At 54.5% G+C, this 20,257-nt stretch carries 16 protein-coding genes; 9 read left to right on the top strand and 7 right to left on the bottom strand.

The genetic code is table 11. The annotated features are described in order from the left end of the window. Positions 1–243 precede the first annotated feature (243 nt). Positions 244–1,092, top strand: a complete 849-nt coding sequence (locus tag VKV18_RS11620) for a phytanoyl-CoA dioxygenase family protein (RefSeq protein WP_324204367.1) — start codon at positions 244–246, stop codon at positions 1,090–1,092. Between the two features lie 72 nt (positions 1,093–1,164). Here VKV18_RS11620 and alaS read toward each other — a convergent pair whose 3' ends face one another. From alaS to VKV18_RS11605, 3 genes are all read right to left on the bottom strand, one after another. Continuing rightward, the gene (gene alaS / locus VKV18_RS11615) at positions 1,165–3,891 is read right to left on the bottom strand and encodes an alanine--tRNA ligase (RefSeq protein WP_324204366.1); all 2,727 of its coding nucleotides are present in this window, start codon (positions 3,889–3,891) and stop codon (positions 1,165–1,167) included. A gap of 168 nt (positions 3,892–4,059) precedes the next feature. Then, a complete protein-coding gene (locus VKV18_RS11610) occupies positions 4,060–4,545 on the bottom strand; it encodes a hypothetical protein (RefSeq protein WP_324204365.1) in 486 nt (161 codons plus the stop codon). Positions 4,546–4,644: 99 nt separating this feature from the next. Then, on the bottom strand, positions 4,645–4,935 hold the full coding sequence (locus VKV18_RS11605; RefSeq protein WP_324204364.1) for a hypothetical protein: 291 nt from the start codon (positions 4,933–4,935) through the stop codon (positions 4,645–4,647). Between the two features lie 385 nt (positions 4,936–5,320). Here VKV18_RS11605 and VKV18_RS11600 point away from each other — a divergent pair, with 385 nt between their 5' ends. Next, a complete protein-coding gene (locus tag VKV18_RS11600) occupies positions 5,321–6,649 on the top strand; it encodes a hypothetical protein (RefSeq protein WP_324204363.1) in 1,329 nt (442 codons plus the stop codon). A 20-nt stretch (positions 6,650–6,669) separates the two neighbouring features. Here VKV18_RS11600 and VKV18_RS11595 read toward each other — a convergent pair whose 3' ends face one another. From VKV18_RS11595 to VKV18_RS11580, 4 genes are all read right to left on the bottom strand, one after another. Further along, positions 6,670–7,995 carry a hypothetical protein gene (locus VKV18_RS11595; RefSeq protein WP_324204362.1) on the bottom strand — a complete coding sequence of 442 codons (1,326 nt, stop codon included), beginning with the start codon at positions 7,993–7,995 and terminating at the stop codon, positions 6,670–6,672. A 189-nt stretch (positions 7,996–8,184) separates the two neighbouring features. Further along, positions 8,185–9,516 (bottom strand): putative glycoside hydrolase family 15 protein, encoded by a 1,332-nt coding sequence (locus tag VKV18_RS11590; RefSeq protein ID WP_324204361.1) that lies wholly within the window; start codon positions 9,514–9,516, stop codon positions 8,185–8,187. Further along, entirely contained in the window at positions 9,517–10,617 is a 1,101-nt protein-coding gene (locus VKV18_RS11585; protein ID WP_324204360.1) for a hypothetical protein, read from the bottom strand. Positions 10,618–10,706: 89 nt separating this feature from the next. Beyond that, on the bottom strand, positions 10,707–12,428 hold the full coding sequence (locus VKV18_RS11580; protein WP_324204359.1) for a hypothetical protein: 1,722 nt from the start codon (positions 12,426–12,428) through the stop codon (positions 10,707–10,709). A 237-nt stretch (positions 12,429–12,665) separates the two neighbouring features. Here VKV18_RS11580 and VKV18_RS11575 point away from each other — a divergent pair, with 237 nt between their 5' ends. The 7 genes from VKV18_RS11575 to VKV18_RS11545 all read left to right on the top strand — a co-directional run bounded on the left by VKV18_RS11575 (position 12,666) and on the right by VKV18_RS11545 (position 20,257). Continuing rightward, positions 12,666–13,685, top strand: coding sequence for an aldo/keto reductase (locus VKV18_RS11575; protein ID WP_324204358.1), 1,020 nt, complete (start codon positions 12,666–12,668; stop codon positions 13,683–13,685). A 144-nt stretch (positions 13,686–13,829) separates the two neighbouring features. Further along, on the top strand, positions 13,830–14,915 hold the full coding sequence (locus tag VKV18_RS11570; protein ID WP_324204357.1) for a WD40 repeat domain-containing protein: 1,086 nt from the start codon (positions 13,830–13,832) through the stop codon (positions 14,913–14,915). 28 nt (positions 14,916–14,943) lie between these two features. Further along, entirely contained in the window at positions 14,944–15,636 is a 693-nt protein-coding gene (locus VKV18_RS11565; RefSeq protein WP_324204356.1) for a chlorite dismutase family protein, read from the top strand. 18 nt (positions 15,637–15,654) lie between these two features. Next, positions 15,655–16,758, top strand: a complete 1,104-nt coding sequence (queG, locus tag VKV18_RS11560; RefSeq protein ID WP_324204355.1) for a tRNA epoxyqueuosine(34) reductase QueG — start codon at positions 15,655–15,657, stop codon at positions 16,756–16,758. Positions 16,759–16,974: 216 nt separating this feature from the next. Beyond that, entirely contained in the window at positions 16,975–17,340 is a 366-nt protein-coding gene (locus VKV18_RS11555; protein WP_044948861.1) for a tetratricopeptide repeat protein, read from the top strand. Between the two features lie 53 nt (positions 17,341–17,393). After that, complete coding sequence (locus VKV18_RS11550) at positions 17,394–19,838, top strand: hypothetical protein (RefSeq protein WP_324204354.1); 2,445 nt, start codon at positions 17,394–17,396, stop codon at positions 19,836–19,838. Beyond that, a complete protein-coding gene (locus tag VKV18_RS11545; protein WP_324204353.1) occupies positions 19,823–20,257 on the top strand; it encodes a thioesterase family protein in 435 nt (144 codons plus the stop codon). The genes VKV18_RS11550 and VKV18_RS11545 overlap by 16 nt, the downstream gene beginning before the upstream one ends.

The raw sequence follows: 20,257 nt of genomic DNA, 5'->3' as shown, positions 1-20,257 counted from the left end.
TCACTTGACACAACAAACACTCCTATGATATACTATAAACGAAGGTATCCTTCTTTCTCGTCCTCAATTGAAGTGTACCCAGGTGCGCGGATGCCACTTGCGGTGCTGCCCGGCTTCAATGGCGAAGCCGGGCGCTTTTTTTCTGTTGGCAGGGAAACTCTCACCGGATGGCCAATTGTAGATTCTAAGGGAGTAAACCGAAATTGCCACTACACCCAAATCTTGAATCGAGGAGTTTCCTTTATGAGCGTGTTCACCCCAGAAGACTTGGCGTTCTTTGAGGAGAACGGCTACGTCATTGCCCGAAATGTCGTGCCTGTGGAGCTGTGTAATGCTGTGGTCAACGCCATCTTCGAGTTCCTCGGTATGGACCCCAATAACCCCGAGGACTGGTATCGCCCACCCCTAAAACCTGGCGGTATGATCGAAATGTACCAGCATCAAGCTCTGTGGGATACCCGTCAATATCCTCGTGTCCACCAGGCCTTCTCCGAAATCTTCGGCACCCCGAAACTCTGCGTCACCATAGATCGTGTGAATATGAAGCCGCCCCGTCATCCCAACCATCCGGAATACGATCACAAGGGCTTTATCCATTGGGATGTAGATACCTCTAAACTACCCCTTCCCTTCGCAGTCCAAGGCGTTCTGTGCCTCACCGACACAACAGAAGATATGGGAGGTTTTCAGTGTATCCCCGGCTTCCATAAAGGACTTGAAGAGTGGATCGCCACGCAACCACCGGATAGGAACCCTCGCGTCCCCGATCTCAACGCCCTCCCACCAGGCAAAAAGGTGGTGCCCATCCCCGCAAAAGCCGGTGACCTCATCATCTGGATCAACACCCTCGCCCATGGCAACGGGCATAACGTATCGAACCGCCCCCGTTTCTCCCAATATATCTCGATGTTTCCCGCAGAGCGACTCACCGAGGAGCAGCGCCAACATCGCATACACTGCTGGAAGAACCGCCTCCCACCTGGTAACAGCGTCTTTCCAGGCGACCCTCGCGAGATAGAGCAAAAGTACCAAAAAACGGCCGAACTCACCCCTCTCGGGCGTAAACTGCTTGGTCTCGATCCGTGGGATTAGGCAGAAATTCGCACACTTACGCTTGCCCCCTCGCCAGCATTGCGAGGGGGCCTATCTCTAACTCAGCACGAGCTAAGGCTTCTGCGTTTTCTGCGCCCTCACCAGCTCCGGCACGGCCATCAACGCTTCAGAAAGCTTGGAAGGATCCCGGCCGCCGGCCGTGGCAAAATCGGCCCTTCCTCCGCCACCACCGCCCATGATCTTAGCAACCTCTCGCACCAAGTTCCCTGCATGATAGCCCTGCTGAACCAGATCGGTTGTAACTTTGGCAGCAACCAGTCCCTTCCCTTCCACTACAGTCCCCAGCACAACGATCGCCGTCTTCAAACGCTTGGCGATCCGCTCCACTAAGTCGCCCAACGTTTTGGCATCTACTCCCTCCAACGAGGTGGCCAACACGGGGATTCCATCCACCAGCGTCGGTTCCAACGTATCGAGACGCGCAACAGAGTGCTCCACCAGCAACTGACGATTGCGCTTCTCCAAGTCCTCCTTCTCCCTCATAAGACGCTCTACCGCTGCCGGCAGCTCCTCCACGCGGGTTCGCAGCAACGTCGTCAGTTGCTCGATCGTCTGTTCGCGTCGCAGGGTATACTCCCAAGCCGCCCGGCCGGTTACCGCCTCAATGCGTCTTACTCCCGAAGCGATGCCGGTTTCGGAAACAATCCGGAAAAGCCCCACTTGGCTCGTTCGCTGTAGATGCGTTCCGCCGCAAAGTTCAAGGCTAAACCCCGGAATCTCAATCACACGCACGCGATCCCCATACTTCTCTCCAAAAAGAGCCATAGCACCTCTCGCCTTGGCCTCCTCAAGGGGCACATCCCAGTGAACCTCTAGCTCCACATCGTTAAGAATTTCGGCATTCACCAGCTCTTCTACCTGTCTCAACTCATCGGGAGTCATTGGAGCGGTGTGGGTAAAGTCGAAGCGCAGCCGGTCCGGTGCTACTAAAGAGCCTTTTTGATATACATGGGTACCAAGCACCTGCCGGAGGGCCGCCTGCAAAAGATGGGTCGCCGTATGATTTCGCATGATGTCGAGCCGGCGCATTCGGTCAACCGTCGCATGAACCTCCTGCCCTACTCGCAACTCCCCTTCCTGCACTATTACAGAGTGGAGATAGACACCTAATGGATTTTTCTGGGTATCGCACACCTCGGCTCGCAGCGCGCATGTGGTCTCTCCCTGCGGTGCCACCAATGTGCCTGTGTCACCAACCTGTCCGCCCGCCTCTGCGTAGAACGGAGTCCGGTCGAGCACAACTGTCACCTGCTCGCCGGCTCGTGCAAACTCCACGGGCTGCTCTCCTACATAGATGGCCAACACCTTCGCCACCGCTTGCAGTGTATGATAACCGAGAAACTCCGTCGGAGGCAGATCGGAGCCGATGACGCCCTTTAGCACAGAGGCCGAAAAGACCTCTCTATCCATTTTGCTCGACTGCTGTGAGCGCACACGCTGTGTCTCCAACTCCGCCTCAAAACCCTCCAAATCAACCTCCACGCCCGCCTCTGCCGCCAGCTCCTGGGTAAGCCTTAGAGGAAAGCCGTAGGTATCGTAAAGGCGAAACACATCGTGGCCGGGGAGACGTTTCGTCGCCTGAACCTCCACCGAGTGCAACATCTCTGTCAGAATGCGCATGCCTCTATCGAGAGTGCGGCGGAACTGCTCCTCCTCCGTCCGTATCGTTTGGAGAATTAGGGCACGTCGCTCCTCAAGCTCCGGATAGAAATCGCGCATCTGCGCGATCACATGAGGGGCTACCTCATGGAGGAAGGGTGCGTCGAATCCTAAGGCCATTTTGCCGTAACGCACGGCACGCCGCATAATGTAGCGCAGCACATACCCGCGTCCCTCATTGGAGGGCAAAATGCCATCGGCGATGCAGAAAACCATGCAACGCGTATGTTCGGCAACCACCCGAAAAGCGAAATCGGTGGGCGACATGCTGCCCTCATATCGCAATCTGGCTAATTTCTCGATAGCCTCCAGTGTAGGGCCGAACAGATCGGTCTCGAACACACTGCGTTTCCCCTGTGCGATATATGCGATGCGATCAAGGCCGGCGCCCGTGTCGTTGTTTTTTTGTGGAAGGGGTGTTAAAATCGGCTTGCCATCCGTGTCTGTGCTGCGGTTGTACTGGGTAAACACATTATTCCAAATCTCTAGCCACCGCCCTTCCGCCTCATCTTTCAGAAAGCGCTGCGTCGGCGTCAGCTGGGGGTCGGAGGTTAGCTCTTCTACCGGCACAAGGCGATAGTAGACCTCCGAACAGGGGCCGCAAGGCCCATCTGGGCCTTCGCTAAGAACGTTGGCAGGCCAAAAGTTCTTGTCTTCATCGAGGCGATGGATGCGATCTTCAGACAGGCCTATCTTTTCGTGCCAAATGGCATAGGATTCCTCATCGTCCTTGTAAACTGTTGCGCAAAGGCGTTCAGGCTCAAGCCCGACCACCTGGGTTAAGAACTCCCACGTCCACGGAATGACTTCGGATTTAAAGTAGTCGCCAAAGCTAAAGTTGCCTAGCATCTCAAAGAAGGTACAATGCGAGTAGTCTCCTACGCTATCAATGTCGCCGGTGCGCACACATTTCTGAACCGTTGTAATGCGTCGTGAGGGCGGGGTGGCAACCCCGGCGAAATAGGGTTTAAACTGCTGCATTCCCGAACCGGTAAAGAGGGTCGACTCGTCAAGATGGCCGAGCACATCTATGGGAATCAGCGGCGCTCCTGGCAAATGCAGATGCCCCCGCTCTTTAAAAAACTCGATATAGGCCCGTCGCAAAACATGGGCTTGCATCTTCTGCTACCTCTTTCCTTTCCTACGTTCTAAGCATAAGTATACAACAAGAAAAGAAGAGGGCAGCCACAAGCCTATGTTGTCTATCACCTCGTTTCCAGAACTGAACTAATCAGTTTCATATCCTCATGTATGTACTCAACTAATGTATAAACGCAACTGCAGAATTTATGGTAGATTGATAACAATATTGTAGGTCAATACTGTCTGGGCAATAGCTCCTGATCCAGAGCCTAAACCTTGTCCACTCACGATGGCATCATCCCGCAGATCCCATGAGAGAGTAAAGACTAATTCCCCAGCACTGCCGGCCGATGTGGAGTAGGTAGCCGCATCGGATATCGGCCAATCATAGTTATACTGAAAACCACCGGGTGGTGGACCTGAATAACTGAATGAAAGATAGGGAGGTTCATCCCTTAATTCGGGTTCAGAAGGTATTGGCTGCTGCAAAGTCGCATGCCTACACTGGGGTGTATCTCCAGGCAGGAGCAGATTCCATTGGGTTCCCAAAATGGAAGTCGCTGTACCAGAATTCCCAATGTAAGGAAAAGCATAGACCTGATCGCCCACAGTGTCTTTAATATCAATTGATCGGTTCCAAGAGATATTGCCACTCGGAGGCAGGGAAGGATCACCCTGATAATCGGGCATCCATTCCCAATAGACTGTAAGTATAACAGGAGAACCAGGATTAGGAGCATATCGATCTGCACTGCAAGACCAAGCAAAAGAATCACCGTTTGGCACAGTCTAAGAACTATGAGAAATCTGCAGTTGAATTTGAGCTGTGTTCCCATCAATAGAGGTCACCGGCAACAGCTGTGATAAGTTAATCGAAAAAGGCCCATGAAAAGTAACGGAGTTAATCTGTACTGATGACTGATCCCACGGAGCATTACCGACTTCTGCATCACCATATACGATACCATCATATACAACTGTTATATGCCAATGTCCAGCTAGAGCCTTCTGTGGCACTCCGAGAAAAACTACTACTGCAAAGAGACTGTATGCACAGATGTACCTAAGACCTGTTATCATGGTGATTTCTCCTCGCTTCTCGTCTAAAAGTTTGTAAGCATATAAGCACAGTGCTTATCTATAATAATAGAAATTTTATCGGTTGTCAATCAGCCAGTAAGAGATACTATCCAATTGCTCCTACTCTTTGAATTCTCTGTTTATAGAAGAGATTGCATCTATGTGATCTATTTTCTGTTCAGTTTATTTTTCATGCGTTTTGCCTGTGTATTCGTGCTTTAGGAAAGCATATAAACCTACTTGACAGTCACTGTCGGGCTTTGCATCCGATTCCTCCGCTAGGACTTTACAATCGGTTTCCCCATTATGACTGAGGATTTTCTCATCGCCCCATGTTGAAGCTGGTATTATTATAACATGCTAACTTGTGCCCAAGGAGCCGCCCATGCAGATAGAACTGCCTAGCCATCTGTTCACCTTCCCTGAAGTGCCTCTGCCTACCGTCTGGAGAGTGCGCCAAATAGAACGCACTCCAGCCCTCTCCCAAGAGCAGATTGAACACCGCACCCGTGAAGCCCTCGAGACCCTGCTTGCATCTCGGTCGCTGCCTCGCCGCGCCTCGGTTGCCGTCGGCGTTGGCAGCCGTGGTATTGCCAATCTCGCCCTCATCGTCCGCACGGTCGTCGGCGTGCTGAAAGCGCACGGATATTGCCCCTTCATCGTGCCCGCCATGGGCAGTCATGGAGGAGCAACCGCTCAAGGACAAACGGAGGTGCTCCTTAGCTACGGAATCACCCCGGAAAACGTTGGTGCCGAAATTAAAGCTACCATGGAGGTCTCTCCCATCGGAGAACTCACGGAAGAGGCCGAAGGCTATAAAGGCTTCCCCGTTGTCTGTGACCGCAACGCCCTCCAGGCCGATGCGATTTTGCTGATCAACCGCATCAAACCGCACACCGATTTTACCGGCCCCATCGAAAGCGGTATCGCAAAAATGCTGGCCATCGGGCTTGGCAAACAACAGGGCGCCGAACGTATCCATCACTATGGAGCCGCGGGCCTTCGGGACCTCATGCCCCACGTAGCCCGCTACATGGCCGCACACCTTCCCGTTTTAGGCGGCATCGCGCTCATCGAGAACTCCTTGGGGCACACCAGCGAAATCCATCCGCTCCCCTCTCATGTCATTGGGCGAGCGCCCGAACAGGCGCTCCTCGAAAAGAGCCGCAAGCTCATGCCCCACCTGCCCTTTAGCTCTCTGGACCTCCTCTTGGTGGATGAGATGGGAAAAAACATCAGCGGCTCCTGTATGGATACGCATGTCATCGGCCGTGCCGTTATGCCCTCCATCCCCGAATCGGAATGGGACGGCCCCAACATCCGCCTCATCGCCGTTTTTGACCTAACCGACGCCTCTCATGGAAACGCTGCAGCCTTTGGTCTCGCCGATATGATCACGGAACGTCTTGCCAAAAAGATCGATTTCGTTGCCTCCTACATCAATATGCGAACCAGCGGCGAAGGTGGTACCCAACGTGCCCGATTGCCCCTTATCCTGCCTACCCCGGAAGATTGCGTGCGTACCGGCATCGCTACCTGTGGCCGAGGCGACCGGACAAAAGTTCGCCTTGCGCGCATCCGAAACACGGCCGATCTGCAAAACCTTGAAATAAGCCAAGCCCTGCTCGAGGAGGCAAGAAGGAACCCAGACCTCGAGGTCGCCCAAGAGGGACACCCTCTTGACCTAAGCCGACCACTTCCTGCCGGACGATAGCACGGCTTTACAAGACCGTCTTAGAAATGGATGGCCAACTGGGTGGTGAACACAGAGTTGCCTGTAGAGCGCGAGGTGTCTAACAGAGGAGAGGAGCTGTTCCCGTATTGATAAAGCAGCTGCAACATGGCATTGCGGGTGAGGTTTAAACCGGCTCCCAACGTGATAAACTGTTGCGAGGAGAGAGAACGCCCACCTAGGCCGGAAGCGGAAGAGAGATCGTAAAAAATGCTCTCAAACCCCGCACTTAGGTGCAAGCCCGGTAACGGATCCCAGATGACCCCCGCCTGCCCACGGTACACTCCGTTCAAAACCAACTCAGAAAGGGCATCCCGACTATTTGTATTCATCAGGATTTCGCCCATCAAATAGCTTTGAAGCGAGTGAGATAGCCGTAACGAAAGACTGGTAAACGGCCCCTCCAGCAGGGTGCTGTTCGGTAGCAGAAGGCTACTTGCTAAAAGCGAGTTATTATCGAGCGCAGGCGCTACAAACTGAAAGCCCAATTCCGCACTTGCCGGCCCATTGGCATACCCCACGCGAACACGATAGGCGTTGCTCCCTAGCAAGGTATAGCTGCTCCCCTCCAGAATCGGCACCAAATTGCGCAGCGCTTCAGCTTGCAGTGTAATATTAGACAGCGGGCGATAGGTGAGGCGTGTCATGTAAGACAAGGCTCCGGGGCTAGAAGGCAGCAACGGATCGAGGGCCGTGGCATCGCCAAGCTGCATCTGCAGTTGCGCAGCGCGAGCCAGGGAGAGCTGAAGGGCAACTCCAGGGCCAGAAGCGTTGGCCAAGCGCAAAGTGTTCCCCAGTTCCGCGAGATTCAGTGTGGGAAGACTAGCTCCACCAACGGCTCTAGAGGGCGATCCGACAACCGCATTGGAAGAGGGCAATGGCGTTTCAAGGAGGGGCAGCTGAGGTTCTACATGGGTGGTCACCTGCAAAGAGGGGCTAGGTGCCGGCCCCGACGAACCGGAGCTTGTAGAATGGGAAAGAGACGCTTCCACAGCGGCAACACTCGCATCGGCAGCAGCGCGCGTCTCCCCCAGCATCTTCAACTCCGGCTCGAATTCGACCACCAAACGCTTGAGCGGCTCCATATCTTTGAGGGTCACATGCGTCGCCGAGCTAGCTACACTAAGCCTGTCCAGAGCACGCTTCAAGGCCACAGCCAACTCGTAACGAGACCGAAGGGTTTTTCCCTGGAAATAGTCGGTGGGATAGCCGGTAATCGCCCCCTCTTGTTGAAGAGTCGCCAGCGCCGCATACGCCCAGTTACCGGCAGGCACATCCTGGAAAGGATTCGTCGCCTGTTGCGCCAAGCCAACCCGTGTCACTATCAAGAGAAGCAGGACGGCTCCAAAAATCAGAAACCTATTCCATTGTAAACCCGCTCGTTTGACCATGTTCACCCTAACCTGGCACCGCCTCACCAACAGCAAGGTATTTAAAACCATTGGCAACCTTTATATATAATACTAGTGTCGCCGTCGTTCTGTCAACAGGGTTTTTTTGCCACTATCACAGCACACTTAACCCTTCAGAAAGATACGAGCACTATGTGCAGGAATCGTCACCGCACTCACCGGTCGTCTTACCAATTTCCCGGTCGGCATACCAGAAGCGGGAACCGGTCCTCCCCCCCTCGCCTCTATCAAATACTCGGTACGCCCTAAATCTATCCTTACAGGCCGAGTACCGGGGTTCACTAAAACCATCCCTCTAGTGAAGTCGCGGCGATAGACTCCCCAGGCTGCATCCCAGTTGGCCGAAATCGTCCTTGCCGGCTCTGAAAGAGGGGCACCCAGCGGCACCGTGTATTCGGGATACCACGATAGAGTGCTGGTATCGAACATGTTGATAAACGTATGCCGCCCTTTGATCAGCAGATAGGAGCCGATAACAAACCATCGCGCATCATAATCCGAATCGCGTATGTAAGACTGACAGATCACGACCTTATCGGCACGGATGAGGGCTAAAAGTCGGTTCATCTGGAGTTGCCAATCGCTCGGGGCATAATAGTTTTCCGGCCCTGCCAGTGCAAAACCCTCGTTCATTCCTCCATCCCCAACCGCATAGTTCGTGGTGTCCCAGGCATTTACTAAACCGCCCAAATTCGGCAGATAGTAAAAGTGCTCCGGCTGGTCGTGCAGTGCCTTGCAGCAATAGGCACCGTATAGGTTGAGGTTTGGAATCCAGTTCTGCTTGCATGCTTCAACATTGGAGAACCACACAAAGGGAGGGTTCACCTGGTTCATGAGAATATCCTGCGTGTAGCTGTCGGCGAACACTCCGTCGTCTTCGTTATCGCGTAGTCTTTTCAAAGCCGTTTCCACCCAATACGGAGGCCATCCGGAAACGGGTTTGCCGTTCCTAAAGAGAATGTTCATTACATCCCAATGATAGACATTTTGGGAAATGGGACTTCCGTCGGCAGTCCTTAAAAACCAGTTTGGATGTTGTTTTATATAGTCAAAATCGTTCGTCCAGCGCTCCCCATCCAAGAAAGCCGCCGTTCCGGCCCCCACAGCAAGCTGATAGTGCAGCACAATGAAATGCGGATTTAACCTGCGAATGGTCTCGGCCCAGCTACGTGTCTCCTTCTGAGTACCCGCATAATGGTCTGCGATAAAACGCCACTGAGCCTGGCTTAAGGAGGCGGCCGATGGCAGCTGATCGGAGAAGACCACGATTCTGTCGGTCGTATCGGGAAAGGGATGTGCCTCGGCACCAATAGGTGGTAAGGGGCGCGCAGCCAGCGGCCCCAAAAGCCCAACCCATCCTAGGAACACCATCGTTAAGAGACAACTTCGACGGTTCATAGGGCGTGAGAGGTATGAGACGATGTTGGAGAAACCCATTCAGTTACCCCCTCCGCGCCACTCGGCACTATCTACCCACACGATTCCCGGTGTTAAGCTGCGTTTATGGCCGGTTCTTATATCCATCATCCAGAGCGGCGTTCCCCATACCACGCGCTCGGTGCCGTCCCGATGTTTCCCATAGGGAACAAGGTCTCTATCGGCCCACATGACCTTTGTACCATCCGGTGACCACAACAAGAACTGTCCATCGGTGATCGGTTTGGCCTTTCCCGTGTCTATGTCCACATAATAGAAACCGTATAAAGGTCTCACGGTGCTGTTTCCTTCATCGCTCCACAGCACGAGATGGCTTTTGTCTTGAGGAATCTTTTGCAATCGTGCAACGCGAATATCTTGTAACGATGTATAGGCGCCCTCTGGGGTCATTTGCGAGGGCTGAAAGCGAAGCCGACGCGCTATCTTCCCATCTAATCCGACTGTGCAGATTCCCGGAACGGTCTGTCCGCTATCGTCAATATAATCACAAGCTCCTACAATCGTGCGGTTATTCCACCACACGGGACAGTCGAGATGAGTTTCCACTCTAATCTGCTGCTGGGTGGTTAGGTTAATCAGCACATCCGGCTTACCGGAGTCGGGATCGGCAGAAACATAGAGATAGCGCCTATTTGGAGAGACCACCGCATTGGGGTTTTTCTCCCAAGGTGTTAACGTGTGCTGCTGTCCAGACAACGGGTACAGCTTGCCGTTCACGATCAATGCACGGCTATCCTCAGTCCAAGAGAAGGTTAGAAAACCAAAGGAGGTGATTTTAGCGATTCGCTTCAAATGGTGTCCCCTAGCGTCCATTACATAGACAGCGTTCGCATAGGCATCGTGGCGCTCATATTCACGATCAAAAGCAATCAAACGACCATTTGGCGACCAGAGCGGGCCGGTATCGTCTGTAGAGCCATAGGTTAACTGAATACGTCCGGAGCCATCGGGGTTTATTCGATAGATATGGAAATGGCTCAACCGATGACTATGAGGCGGAAAATAGTAACGCGCCGCATACACAATGTCCCGCTCGGCTCGCGACTCAAGTCCCAAACCGATCAAAAGCAAGCCAAAAATCAGAGTGAATGCCCTTTGCATTTTCCTACACGCCCAAAAGAAGCAGGATCGGGGTGAGGTTTCTCCTCACCCCGTAGAAAGCGGATATCCGATTGTTCGAGCCGAACCTGCTAAGAACGAGAGACGCCGGTTAGATTCGTAATGGTGCTCGTTCGCACGGTTATGGCGTGGAGTTGTTCAGGAGACAACACACCGCCGGTACCGTAGGGACTGCTGCCGGGCATTCCGGGCATCGAGCTACCTCCAGCATACGGCGGTCTCCCCCCCATTCCATAGGGAGAAGAGCTACCGCCAAAGGGAGGCATGCCAGGATAGCCCCCCGGCGCCCCAGGATAGCCGCTCGGCCCACCGGGGTAGCCACCGTAAGGAGACCCACCGCCATAAGCTGGCCCTCCTACAGGAGGCCCACCGCCATAGGAAGGCCCTCCTACAGGAGGCCCCCCCGGCTTCATGCCGCCCTGGCGCCCTCGGTAAGGAGAACCCCCGTAGGGCATACCTCCATAAGGCGCACCTCCCATCGCATAGGGTGAGGAGGTTCCCCCCATCCCGTAGGGCCCTCCGGGCATACCAGGATACCCGCCTTCAGGCGGTATACCGCCCGGGCCTCCGTAAGGCATCCCATAGCTGGTAGTGGTTAGACCATTGGCTGTGGCGTTGTTGATCTGGGCAGGAGTATCTCCTTTTATCGTCAACGTGCTGACCATCTTTACAACACGCCCAGCCGTGTAGGCAAAGTAGATGTCGCGCTCGAAGTTGATCTTTGGCTTCTGAATGGGAATCCCGTTGAACATGATCGTGTCAGGCAGCTTCGCCGTCTCCGTCGTAGAGTCAAACGATTGATGAATCTTGGCTGTTGGGTAGCCGTTCTGCCACTCCAAATCTACCAGGCGACTATGCAGCGTCACTTTAGGCTGATCGCCCGACGGCAAACCGGGGATATCTATCCTCTGCTCTGGAGTTATCCATGTTTCTCCCACAGAAACGGCGGCTTCCGGCAGCGTTGGCAGGTTAAGCGCATCCAGCTCCAAAATATTGGGTTGGGCGGACATGGTAGCTCCCTGTTGGTAAGCTGCCAGCTGGCCTTGCGGCGCAGAAACGGTTTTCAAGGAGTTCGAGTCGATCTCATAGTGAATTCGCCCCAAGGTATCGAGTAGCTGGTAGACCGAAGAAGGCAGCTGATCTTGTGGATATGTGAACTGCTGTCCACCCTGCATCAGCGTTAATGCGGTAAGTTTGTCACGCACCAGCGCTTCCGGTAAAGGTTGCTCTATATCGAAAAGCAGTTTGCTTTCAACAGAGGAGAGGGGCACGTCGCTGCTGGAGCCGGTCTCTGAAAAACCTCCCACAATCACCGACGAACTGTCGCGGCTATAGTGAAACTGAAAACCCTCCGGGAACCGATAGCGCAAGCGCAAAACAGAGGGGCCATTGTGAATGATGTTGGCGACATTGACGCGAATGGAGGTCGAGCCGAGCTGGATGCTGCCGTTGGCCTGATCGGGCGCCGGGCCGAAAAGCACCAGCCGCACCGTGTGCTCACCATCCGAAACCCCCAAATCCTTTGTAGCCCAAATATAGGTGAAGGGCTTATCGGAGTTCTGTTGTGGATAGACCGCAGCGGTGAACTTTCCGTCAATGTAGACACCAACATAGCCCTCAGGCGGTATGCTGGCACGCGGCACCTCAATGGCCACGTTCTCACGAACGGTGGCACCATCCGGCGGGCGAATAATGGTGAACGGTATCCCCTGCCCTCGCGCCCACGGCGTCCCTAGAAGGCATATCATAGGGAGCAAGGAGACGCCTAAGCGCATCATGCTACGGTAGAACATCGTCAACGACCCCTCCTTCAGAAATCTCTTGCTGCTTCCAAACGTGTATTTCAGTGTATCATAGTTCCTTGTACAAGTCAAGCATCCATTTTAGCTTATACGGATGAGCGAGGATAGAGTCAATATTTGGATATTTCTATCCAAATATTGACTCTGCCTGCCCTAATGTTGGATACTATTTTAGTAGGGAAAACCGTTCGAAGGGTTCATTGCCCTTCGTCATCTAGGAGGTAAAACATGGAATACCGTGTGTTAGGAGAGACAGGCCTTAAAGCTTCCGCCGTCGGTTTTGGAGTCTGGACCGTTGCCACAACCATGTGGGGGATCAATGACGATGAGGTAGGCATTCGCCTGCTGCGTCGCGCCTTTGATCTCGGCATCAATTTCTTCGATACCGCCGATGTCTATGGCGACGGAAAGGGCGAGACGTTGCTCGCCGATGCTCTCGAAAACCATCGCCATGAGATCGTTATCGCCACCAAATTTGGCTACGATTTCTACAACTACCCCGGCGTTCAGCCCGGCCAGAGAGAAAGGCCTCAAGACTGGACGCCAACGTTCGTGCGTCGCGCTTGTGAACAGAGCTTACAACGCCTGCGCACCGACCACATAGACCTTTATCAACTTCACAACCCGCGCCTCTCCGCACTTCAAAGCGACGATCTTTTCGCCACGCTCGAAGCGCTTAAGCAAGAAGGCAAAATCCGCTCCTATGGCGCAGCTTTAGGGCCGGCACTGCGACCTGAACGACAGATAGAGGAGGGCCTCTACAGCGTTAAAGAGCGCCGCATGGCCGTCCAGATCATCTATAACATGCTGGAACAACAACTCGGCGAGCCGATCTGCCCGGCAGCTAAGGAGACCGGTGTTCCCGTCATCGTGCGTGTTCCCCACGCTTCCGGCATTTTGGAAGGGCGCTACACCACCGAAACCACCTTCGATACGAACGACCACCGCAGCTTCCGCCTCACCAACGATCAGATGCGCCAAGAGTGGCTCATCAATGGGCTAAAGAAGCTAGAAAAGCTGCGCTTTGCCGCCGAAACGGCAGGACGTACACCTGGCCAGATGGCCATCCAATGGCTGCTTGCCCAGCCTGCCATCGTGTCGGTGCTGCCCAATATCTACGACCATGCTCAGTTGGAGGAGTTTGCCAAAGCCCCCGATACTCCCTCCTTTACCCAAGAAGAACTGGACAAAGTGGCCGATCTCTATGCCAACAACTTCTACCTAGAGCCGATGGAAGCTACCTCCTAAAGAGGCCAGGTTCAAAACGCCAAACCGCCTATGTCCTCTCCGTACCCAGAGTATGGAGAAGTGGCTGAAACTTGTTGTTCGATTTGGGGTCTAAAAAGGAGGTGATGCATCGCTATTGATCGTGCTGAAGGAAGGAGCAAGGAGTTGGGCGTTACTAGATTGCGGTTTGCATGGACGCTATCTACGCGCGATATTGCAGTAAAAACGCTGTTCATTTTGTTCGGCCTGGCCTTTGCTTGGCCGGCTCAAGCACAGCTTGGCCGCTCGCGTGCATTAAGCCCTTCCAAACCGACCCAAACTCCCACACCCCCTTCTGCTCCAACTCTCAATCTTATGCCGCTGCCAAAAGTCATCTCGGCGAGCAGAAACATCAAATTGTGGGATACCAGCGGCCAACCTACTCTTCAGATCGATCCGAATACCGGCGACATTAACGCTTTGGCACTCGGCACCAAAGACGGGCAGCAGATGTTGATCTCCGGCGGGGCGGATGGTGTTGTACGCCTGTGGAACCTGGCCTCGGGTGCCCCCGGCGATACATTTGCTGTGAATCATGGCCCCATAACCGCACTGGCTCTCTCTCCCGACAACACGATTCTTGCTGTAGGCGCCGCCGATGGTTCCATTAGCCTGTGGGCATGGCAACAGGGGCGTTTGCTTGCCGCTGTGCCCGCCCATAGCGACGCGGTTACAGGCCTCCTCTATGCTCCCGATAACCATACCCTCATTAGCGCCGGCGCCGACCGACAGATTCGGGTATGGCTGCTTTTCGATAATGGGCGCAGAATCGTTTTGCGATCCAGCATCCTAGCCCACGATGCTCCCATCACCGGCATCGCCCTGCTTGCCGGAGCCACCCAAGTTGCTAGCGTCTCTGAAGATGGCTATCTGATGACCTGGAACCTCGCCACAGGAGCACAGATTCGGCGTATTTTTGTTTGCGAACGCGGTGTCACCGCCCTCGCCGCCTCCCCCGACGGTAAAACCCTGGCCACCGGCGATTCCAACGGCCATATCCGCCTCTGGAATGCCGCCACAGGAATGCCCCTTGCTTTCCAAGGGAATCTCCCTCAACCACCCCGTACCCTCCTCTGGAGTGCCGATGGCACTATGCTCATCTGCGGCGCTGCCGATAATACTCTCAGCTTCTGGAACGTAAATACAGGTAAGCAGGTCGCCTGTATCGCTGCCCATGACGGCCCGGTACGGGCGCTCATACTTGCACCTTAATTCCGATCTGCTAGCAAGGAGATGAACAATGGAAAACCGTGGCCGTACCATGGTCGAATTCGCTTTCTATAAAGTTGACCCCGCTTGGCGACGCCAACCCGATGAAGTTCGGGAAAAGGATAAGGCCGATTTCGCCTGCGCGGTGGAAGAGGCCGCCGACGAAATGATGATCCGTAGCTACTCCCTTACCGGCATCCGAGGTGACGTAGACCTCTTGCTTTGGATGGCCTCACCCGATCTCGACCTCCTGCGAAACCATGCGGCGCGCTTTCTACGAACCGGCATCGGCCGCTGGATGACCCAGCCCTACTGTTTCCTCTCCATGACGAAATCCTCCCAATATAAAGACCCAACCGCAAAAAACGAACCGGAAGGGCGTCGCCTCATCATCCGCCCCACCGGGCGCAAGTTCCTCTTTGTTTATCCTTTCGTCAAAACACGCGCCTGGTATCGAATGCCTTACGAGGAACGCCAAAAGGCCATGGCGGAGCACATAGAGCTTGGGCATAAATATCCAACGGTTAAACTCAACACCACCTACTCTTTCGGCATTGATGACCAAGAGTTCGTGGTTGCCTTTGAAACCGACATTCCGGCCGACTTCCTCGATCTTGTACAGCATATGCGGGAATCGGAGGCGAGCGCCTATACCCTCCGGGATACCCCAACCTTTACGTGCGTGCAGGTGCCGTTGCGTGAAGCACTCGATGCGATTGGCTAAAGCCGTTCCCGCTACAACATGCAGACCACGCTAACACGCGAAGAGCAGATTAAAGCCTATGCCAAAGAGCTAGGCTTCGATCTTGTCGGGATCGCGGAGGCCACCCCATCGGTCTTCCAACAAGAGTACCGCGACTGGCTCGCAAAGGGATATGCCGGTCAGATGGACTACCTTGCCAGAAATCTAGAGCGACGGCTAAACCCCCAAGAGCTTCTGCCCAACGCACGCTCTCTTATCGTCGTCGGTATGAACTACTACGCCGACACACAGGAGGGGCCGGCAACTCCCCCTGTACGTCCAAACCATGCCATTTTCGCCCGTTACGCTCGGGGAGACGACTACCATGATGTTATGACAAAACGTCTCTATCAACTTTTGGAGCACATCAAAAAACACATCGCGCCAAACGTCGCCGGGCGCGTCTACGTAGATGCCGGCCCTCTACTCGAAAGAGAGGTGGCCCAACGTGCCGGTCTGGGCTGGTTCGGCAAAAACACCATGCTGATCAACTCGCGTCGCGGCTCCTATTTCTTTCTCGGCGCTCTGGTAACCGATCTCGACCTTGAACCCGACCGGCCGGCTGAAGGCCACTGCGGGCGATGCATGCGCTGCATCGAAGCCTGCCCTACAGGTGCCCTTATCGCTCCGTATCAGCTCGATGCCCGTCGCTGCATATCCTATCTCACCATAGAACTCAAGGAGGCCATCCCCGTCGAGTTGCGCCCCGCACTCTCGGCCAACGGCAATCGCGTTTTCGGTTGCGACATCTGCCAGGAGGTCTGCCCCTTCAACCAAAAGTTCAGTACCCCCACCACAGAGCCGGCCTTTCAGCCCCGTGAGATCACCCGAAACAGCCGCTTAGTAGACTTATTGCGATTAAGCGAACCGGAGTTTCGAGAGAAGTTTCGAAAAAGCCCCGTGAAACGGGCAAAACGCAGGGGGCTGCTGCGCAACGTGGCCGTTGCCCTTGCCTATAGCGATGACCCGGAGGCCGAATCCGCACTTCAAAACGCCGCCGAACACGACCTCGACCCCCTCGTGCGCGAGCACGCTGCTTGGGCGCTCGATACATTAAGAAAGCGTAAAACGACCCCGTCACGCCCTCACCCCAAGCAGGGCTAAGCAGCCCTTTGTCTCCCTATGGTAAGAGGCCTACAATAAAAAGACACCCCCCTATAAAAACTTCCTCTTGATTTTCCTATGTGGACGTGATATAATCGCATCTAGTTTCCAGGGAACAAGTCAGAACAGGAACGAAACGGGGTCCGCTCAACGCCATTATCCTTGGTTATGATGACAATAGAACCCCGAAAAAACCTAAGGGAGACACGCATGACAATGAGCTGCTTAGAAAACAGCATCCTGGAACGTGGCATCGCCTATAAGAATGAAGGCCAATATGATGAGGCCGTCGCTGCCTTTAAAGAGGTCTTGGAAAAAGACCCCAATTCTTGCGACGCCCACCATCAACTCGGCCTCGTATACGGCTTTACAGGTCTCTTTGACGAATCGCTCGAAGAGCTTCAAAAAGCCGTGCAACTTGCTGCCGAGCGCGTAGATATCCGGCTCGACCTCGCCCTCACCTACTCCATGCTCGGCATGTACGACGAAGCGACGGCGGAGTTCCAGGAAGTGCTGCGTCTTGATCCGAATAATAAACGCGCCACCGATAGCCTGAAATTCATCAAGGAGATGCTTGGATAGCGAACGCCGCATTGTCCTACACTACCCCGCCCTCCCGCCAAGGTGTGGCTCGCTTGGACAAGTTTTCTACCTGGTTCCCGCCCGTTTTTTATCTCTTCCTTGCCGCCATTTTCCTCTACCGCACGACCTTTGTAGGGGATGTTTTTTTGCCTGCCGGGTTGCTGGGCTATATCGCGCCCTACCAGACTGCGATTCACACCAAATTGCTGCCCCCCTGGAATCCGTTGCGCTGGGATGGTATCGCCCAGTTCTATCCATGGCGGCTGTTTGCCGCCAGAACGGTTCGCTCTGGATTTCTGCCCCTATGGAATCCCTACCAGTTCTGTGGAGCGCCCTTCGTTGCCAATAGCCAATCCGCTGTTTTCTACCCACCTAACCTCCTATTCGATCTTTTTCCAACAACAATCGCATTCAACCTTAACGCCCTCTTGCACCTTACCCTCTGTGGCTGGTTCACCTACCTGTTTCTCAAACAGCTTCGGTGCTTTCCCCTTGCCTCCCTGCTTGGCGGCTGCATCTATGCCTACTCGGCCTGGCAAGTGCAATGGCTCCAGCTCCCCACCTTTCTCGCCACGTCCTGCTGGTTTCCCCTCCTGCTACGTCAGCTTTATCGGCTTCTGCGCACACCCGGTTCCTCCGGCACCTCCCTTACCTCCGCAGGAGCCTCCCTCGGTCTTATGCTGTTGGCCGGCCACCTGCAGATCGCCTTCTATGGCTTATTGGCCGCCTTTCTTTGGGTGCTCGCCCTCCTCATTCGTACGCTACAGGAACAAAAACCCATCGGAAAACTGCTTGCGCTATCTGCCGGGGTTTTTCTACTCGGCGGCCTTCTCTGCTCCATTCAGCTCCTACCAACGCTCGAGCTTTCGCGTCTCTCTCACCGCGCAACACAGGCGACACCGGCCGGATATCAAGAGTACATCGCCTACGCACTTCAACCCTACGAACTTTCTACTCTCTTTTTGCCCAATCTCACCGGCAACGATTACGATCCGCAAAACCATTATTGGGGCTTTTATCTGCAATCCGCCGGCAACTCGCTGGTGGCCGTGCGACATAACGCTGCAGAAACCGCGCTCTATGTGGGCATTCTCCCTCTGCTCTTGGCTGCCGTGGCGGTCTATCGCGCGTTGCACCGCCGTGCCCCAAACTATCGGGCGCTGTTCTTCGCCATTCTTGCCGTGTTTGCCCTCCTCATGGCGCTCGGCACCCCCTTGAACGCGCTCTTCTATTTCGGTATTCCAGGCTTCGGCGCTTCCGGGTCGCCAGCACGCATTTTGGTGCTTTGGGCATTCGCCACAGCCTGTTTGGCCGCGTTTGGGTTAGACTATCTTCTCGAATCGCCGCTCGAAAAGCGTGCCTTCCTCGCCCTGTTTGCCGCTCTACTGGCCGGCTTTGGACTTTGCCTCTTTTTGGTCTCTCAAGCGTTGACCGTTCCGCTTCCGGGTTTTGATCTGCTCGATGTACCGTCCTTCGCTCGCGCGCTCTCTCGCATTCCCTACGATTGGGTTCGGCTTGGGGCCGGTCTCACTCTGTCTGCCGTTCTCTTCTGGCGGACACATCGTCACCCCGTGTCCGGCTCCTTTCGTTTCGCCCTCGGCTGTCTCGCTATCACGATCACCGACCTATTTTGGACCGGTATGCCGGTCAATCCGGTTGCCCGCTCTACTTGGGTCTATCCGCTCACTCCAGGCATTCGCTATCTTCAAACCCACCTCGGCCATGAGCGTATATTCCCCATAAACCGTTTTTGGAGCCTTAATACCCCCCCGCCGGCCGTTCTACCCCCCAACGGGGCTATGGTCTATGCGTTGCGCGATGTGCAGGGCTACGATTCTCTATTTCCCGGCCAATTGAAAGCCTACGCCGACCGCTTTGCGCGTCCCAACCGCTTCGGCGTGAGCGACGCCAGCCCTCCAGAAGTAGGTAATATGGTGTTTTTTCAAAACCCGAACGCCCCTCTTGTTCCAACAACCGGTGCCCGCTATGCGGTGGCCCTACCCACCGACAACCCTGCCTTTGCCGATGTCACCCTTCCTCCCCAAACGCCGCCGCTGCCGCTCTCAAGCGATGACCTTACTCTCTATCCCCTATCCTCCGCACTACCACGCGCTCGCTTTGTGTCGGATAATCCCAAACTCCCAAATCCACCGGTAACGTATCTTCAAGACCTCCCTACCCGCGTATCCTTGCAGGTTACAGCTCCCACCGGTGGCTTGCTTATTCTAGCCGACGAAAACTATCCCGGTTGGGAAGCAACGGTAGATAAATATAGGGTGCCCATTCTCGTCCCACCGCCCTCTCAAGGCTCGCTGTTTCGCGCTGTGCGCCTCTCTTCGGGCGAGCATATCGTCGCATTCCGATTTCGCCCTTCAAGCTTTAACGTCGGGCTTTATCTGAGCTTAATAGGCCTTTTGTTCTTCTGCTGGCAATCATCCAAAAACCTATTCCGTAGTCGCACTAATATGTTAGGAGGTATCGAGTGTCGGAACCAATAGCATTACATAGCAAACAGTACGTCTATTTCGATATGATGGATCCGCAGCATCACCTTCACAATGCGGAATATCTTGTGCTCTTTGAGAGGGCACGATTTGAGCTGTGGCGTGCTCTCGGAGAAGGGGCTTACCCGGAAAATCCCGATCTCGATTGGCCTTATGTGGTCGCCCGCAATGAGATCAACTACCGTGCCCCGGTGGAGCGTATTCAACCGGTGGATATTTTTGTGACGGTGAGTCACCTCGGCAATAGCAGTCTTACGCTCTCTTTCAAAATGTATCGAGAAGATGGGGAACTAGCGGCAGAGGGTCTCACGGTGATCGTAAGAGTAGACCCTCAAACGCGCCGACCGCGCCCATGGTCAGAGAAGTTCCGCTCCCTCATCGCGCCCTATTGTGCAGACGCGAAAGACGCATAG

Origin of the sequence: Chthonomonas sp., assembly GCF_035294505.1 — a bacterium.
Lineage (GTDB): Bacteria > Armatimonadota > Chthonomonadetes > Chthonomonadales > Chthonomonadaceae > Chthonomonas.
Note: the sequence above shows the minus strand (reverse complement) of the source record. Positions and strands in the feature narration are given on the sequence as shown.

Excerpts from the sequence above, each read along its gene's own strand:
- VKV18_RS11620 (WP_324204367.1), top strand. The coding sequence starts at position 244 with ATGAGCGTGTTCACCCCAGAAGACTTGGCGTTCTTTGAGGAGAACGGC.
- alaS (WP_324204366.1), bottom strand. The coding sequence starts at position 3,891 with ATGCAAGCCCATGTTTTGCGACGGGCCTATATCGAGTTTTTTAAAGAG.
- VKV18_RS11610 (WP_324204365.1), bottom strand. The coding sequence starts at position 4,545 with ATGCCCGATTATCAGGGTGATCCTTCCCTGCCTCCGAGTGGCAATATC.
- VKV18_RS11605 (WP_324204364.1), bottom strand. The coding sequence starts at position 4,935 with ATGATAACAGGTCTTAGGTACATCTGTGCATACAGTCTCTTTGCAGTA.
- VKV18_RS11600 (WP_324204363.1), top strand. The coding sequence starts at position 5,321 with ATGCAGATAGAACTGCCTAGCCATCTGTTCACCTTCCCTGAAGTGCCT.
- VKV18_RS11590 (WP_324204361.1), bottom strand. The coding sequence starts at position 9,516 with ATGGGTTTCTCCAACATCGTCTCATACCTCTCACGCCCTATGAACCGT.
- VKV18_RS11585 (WP_324204360.1), bottom strand. The coding sequence starts at position 10,617 with ATGCAAAGGGCATTCACTCTGATTTTTGGCTTGCTTTTGATCGGTTTG.
- VKV18_RS11580 (WP_324204359.1), bottom strand. The coding sequence starts at position 12,428 with ATGTTCTACCGTAGCATGATGCGCTTAGGCGTCTCCTTGCTCCCTATG.
- VKV18_RS11575 (WP_324204358.1), top strand. The coding sequence starts at position 12,666 with ATGGAATACCGTGTGTTAGGAGAGACAGGCCTTAAAGCTTCCGCCGTC.
- VKV18_RS11565 (WP_324204356.1), top strand. The coding sequence starts at position 14,944 with ATGGAAAACCGTGGCCGTACCATGGTCGAATTCGCTTTCTATAAAGTT.
- queG (WP_324204355.1), top strand. The coding sequence starts at position 15,655 with ATGCAGACCACGCTAACACGCGAAGAGCAGATTAAAGCCTATGCCAAA.
- VKV18_RS11555 (WP_044948861.1), top strand. The coding sequence starts at position 16,975 with ATGAGCTGCTTAGAAAACAGCATCCTGGAACGTGGCATCGCCTATAAG.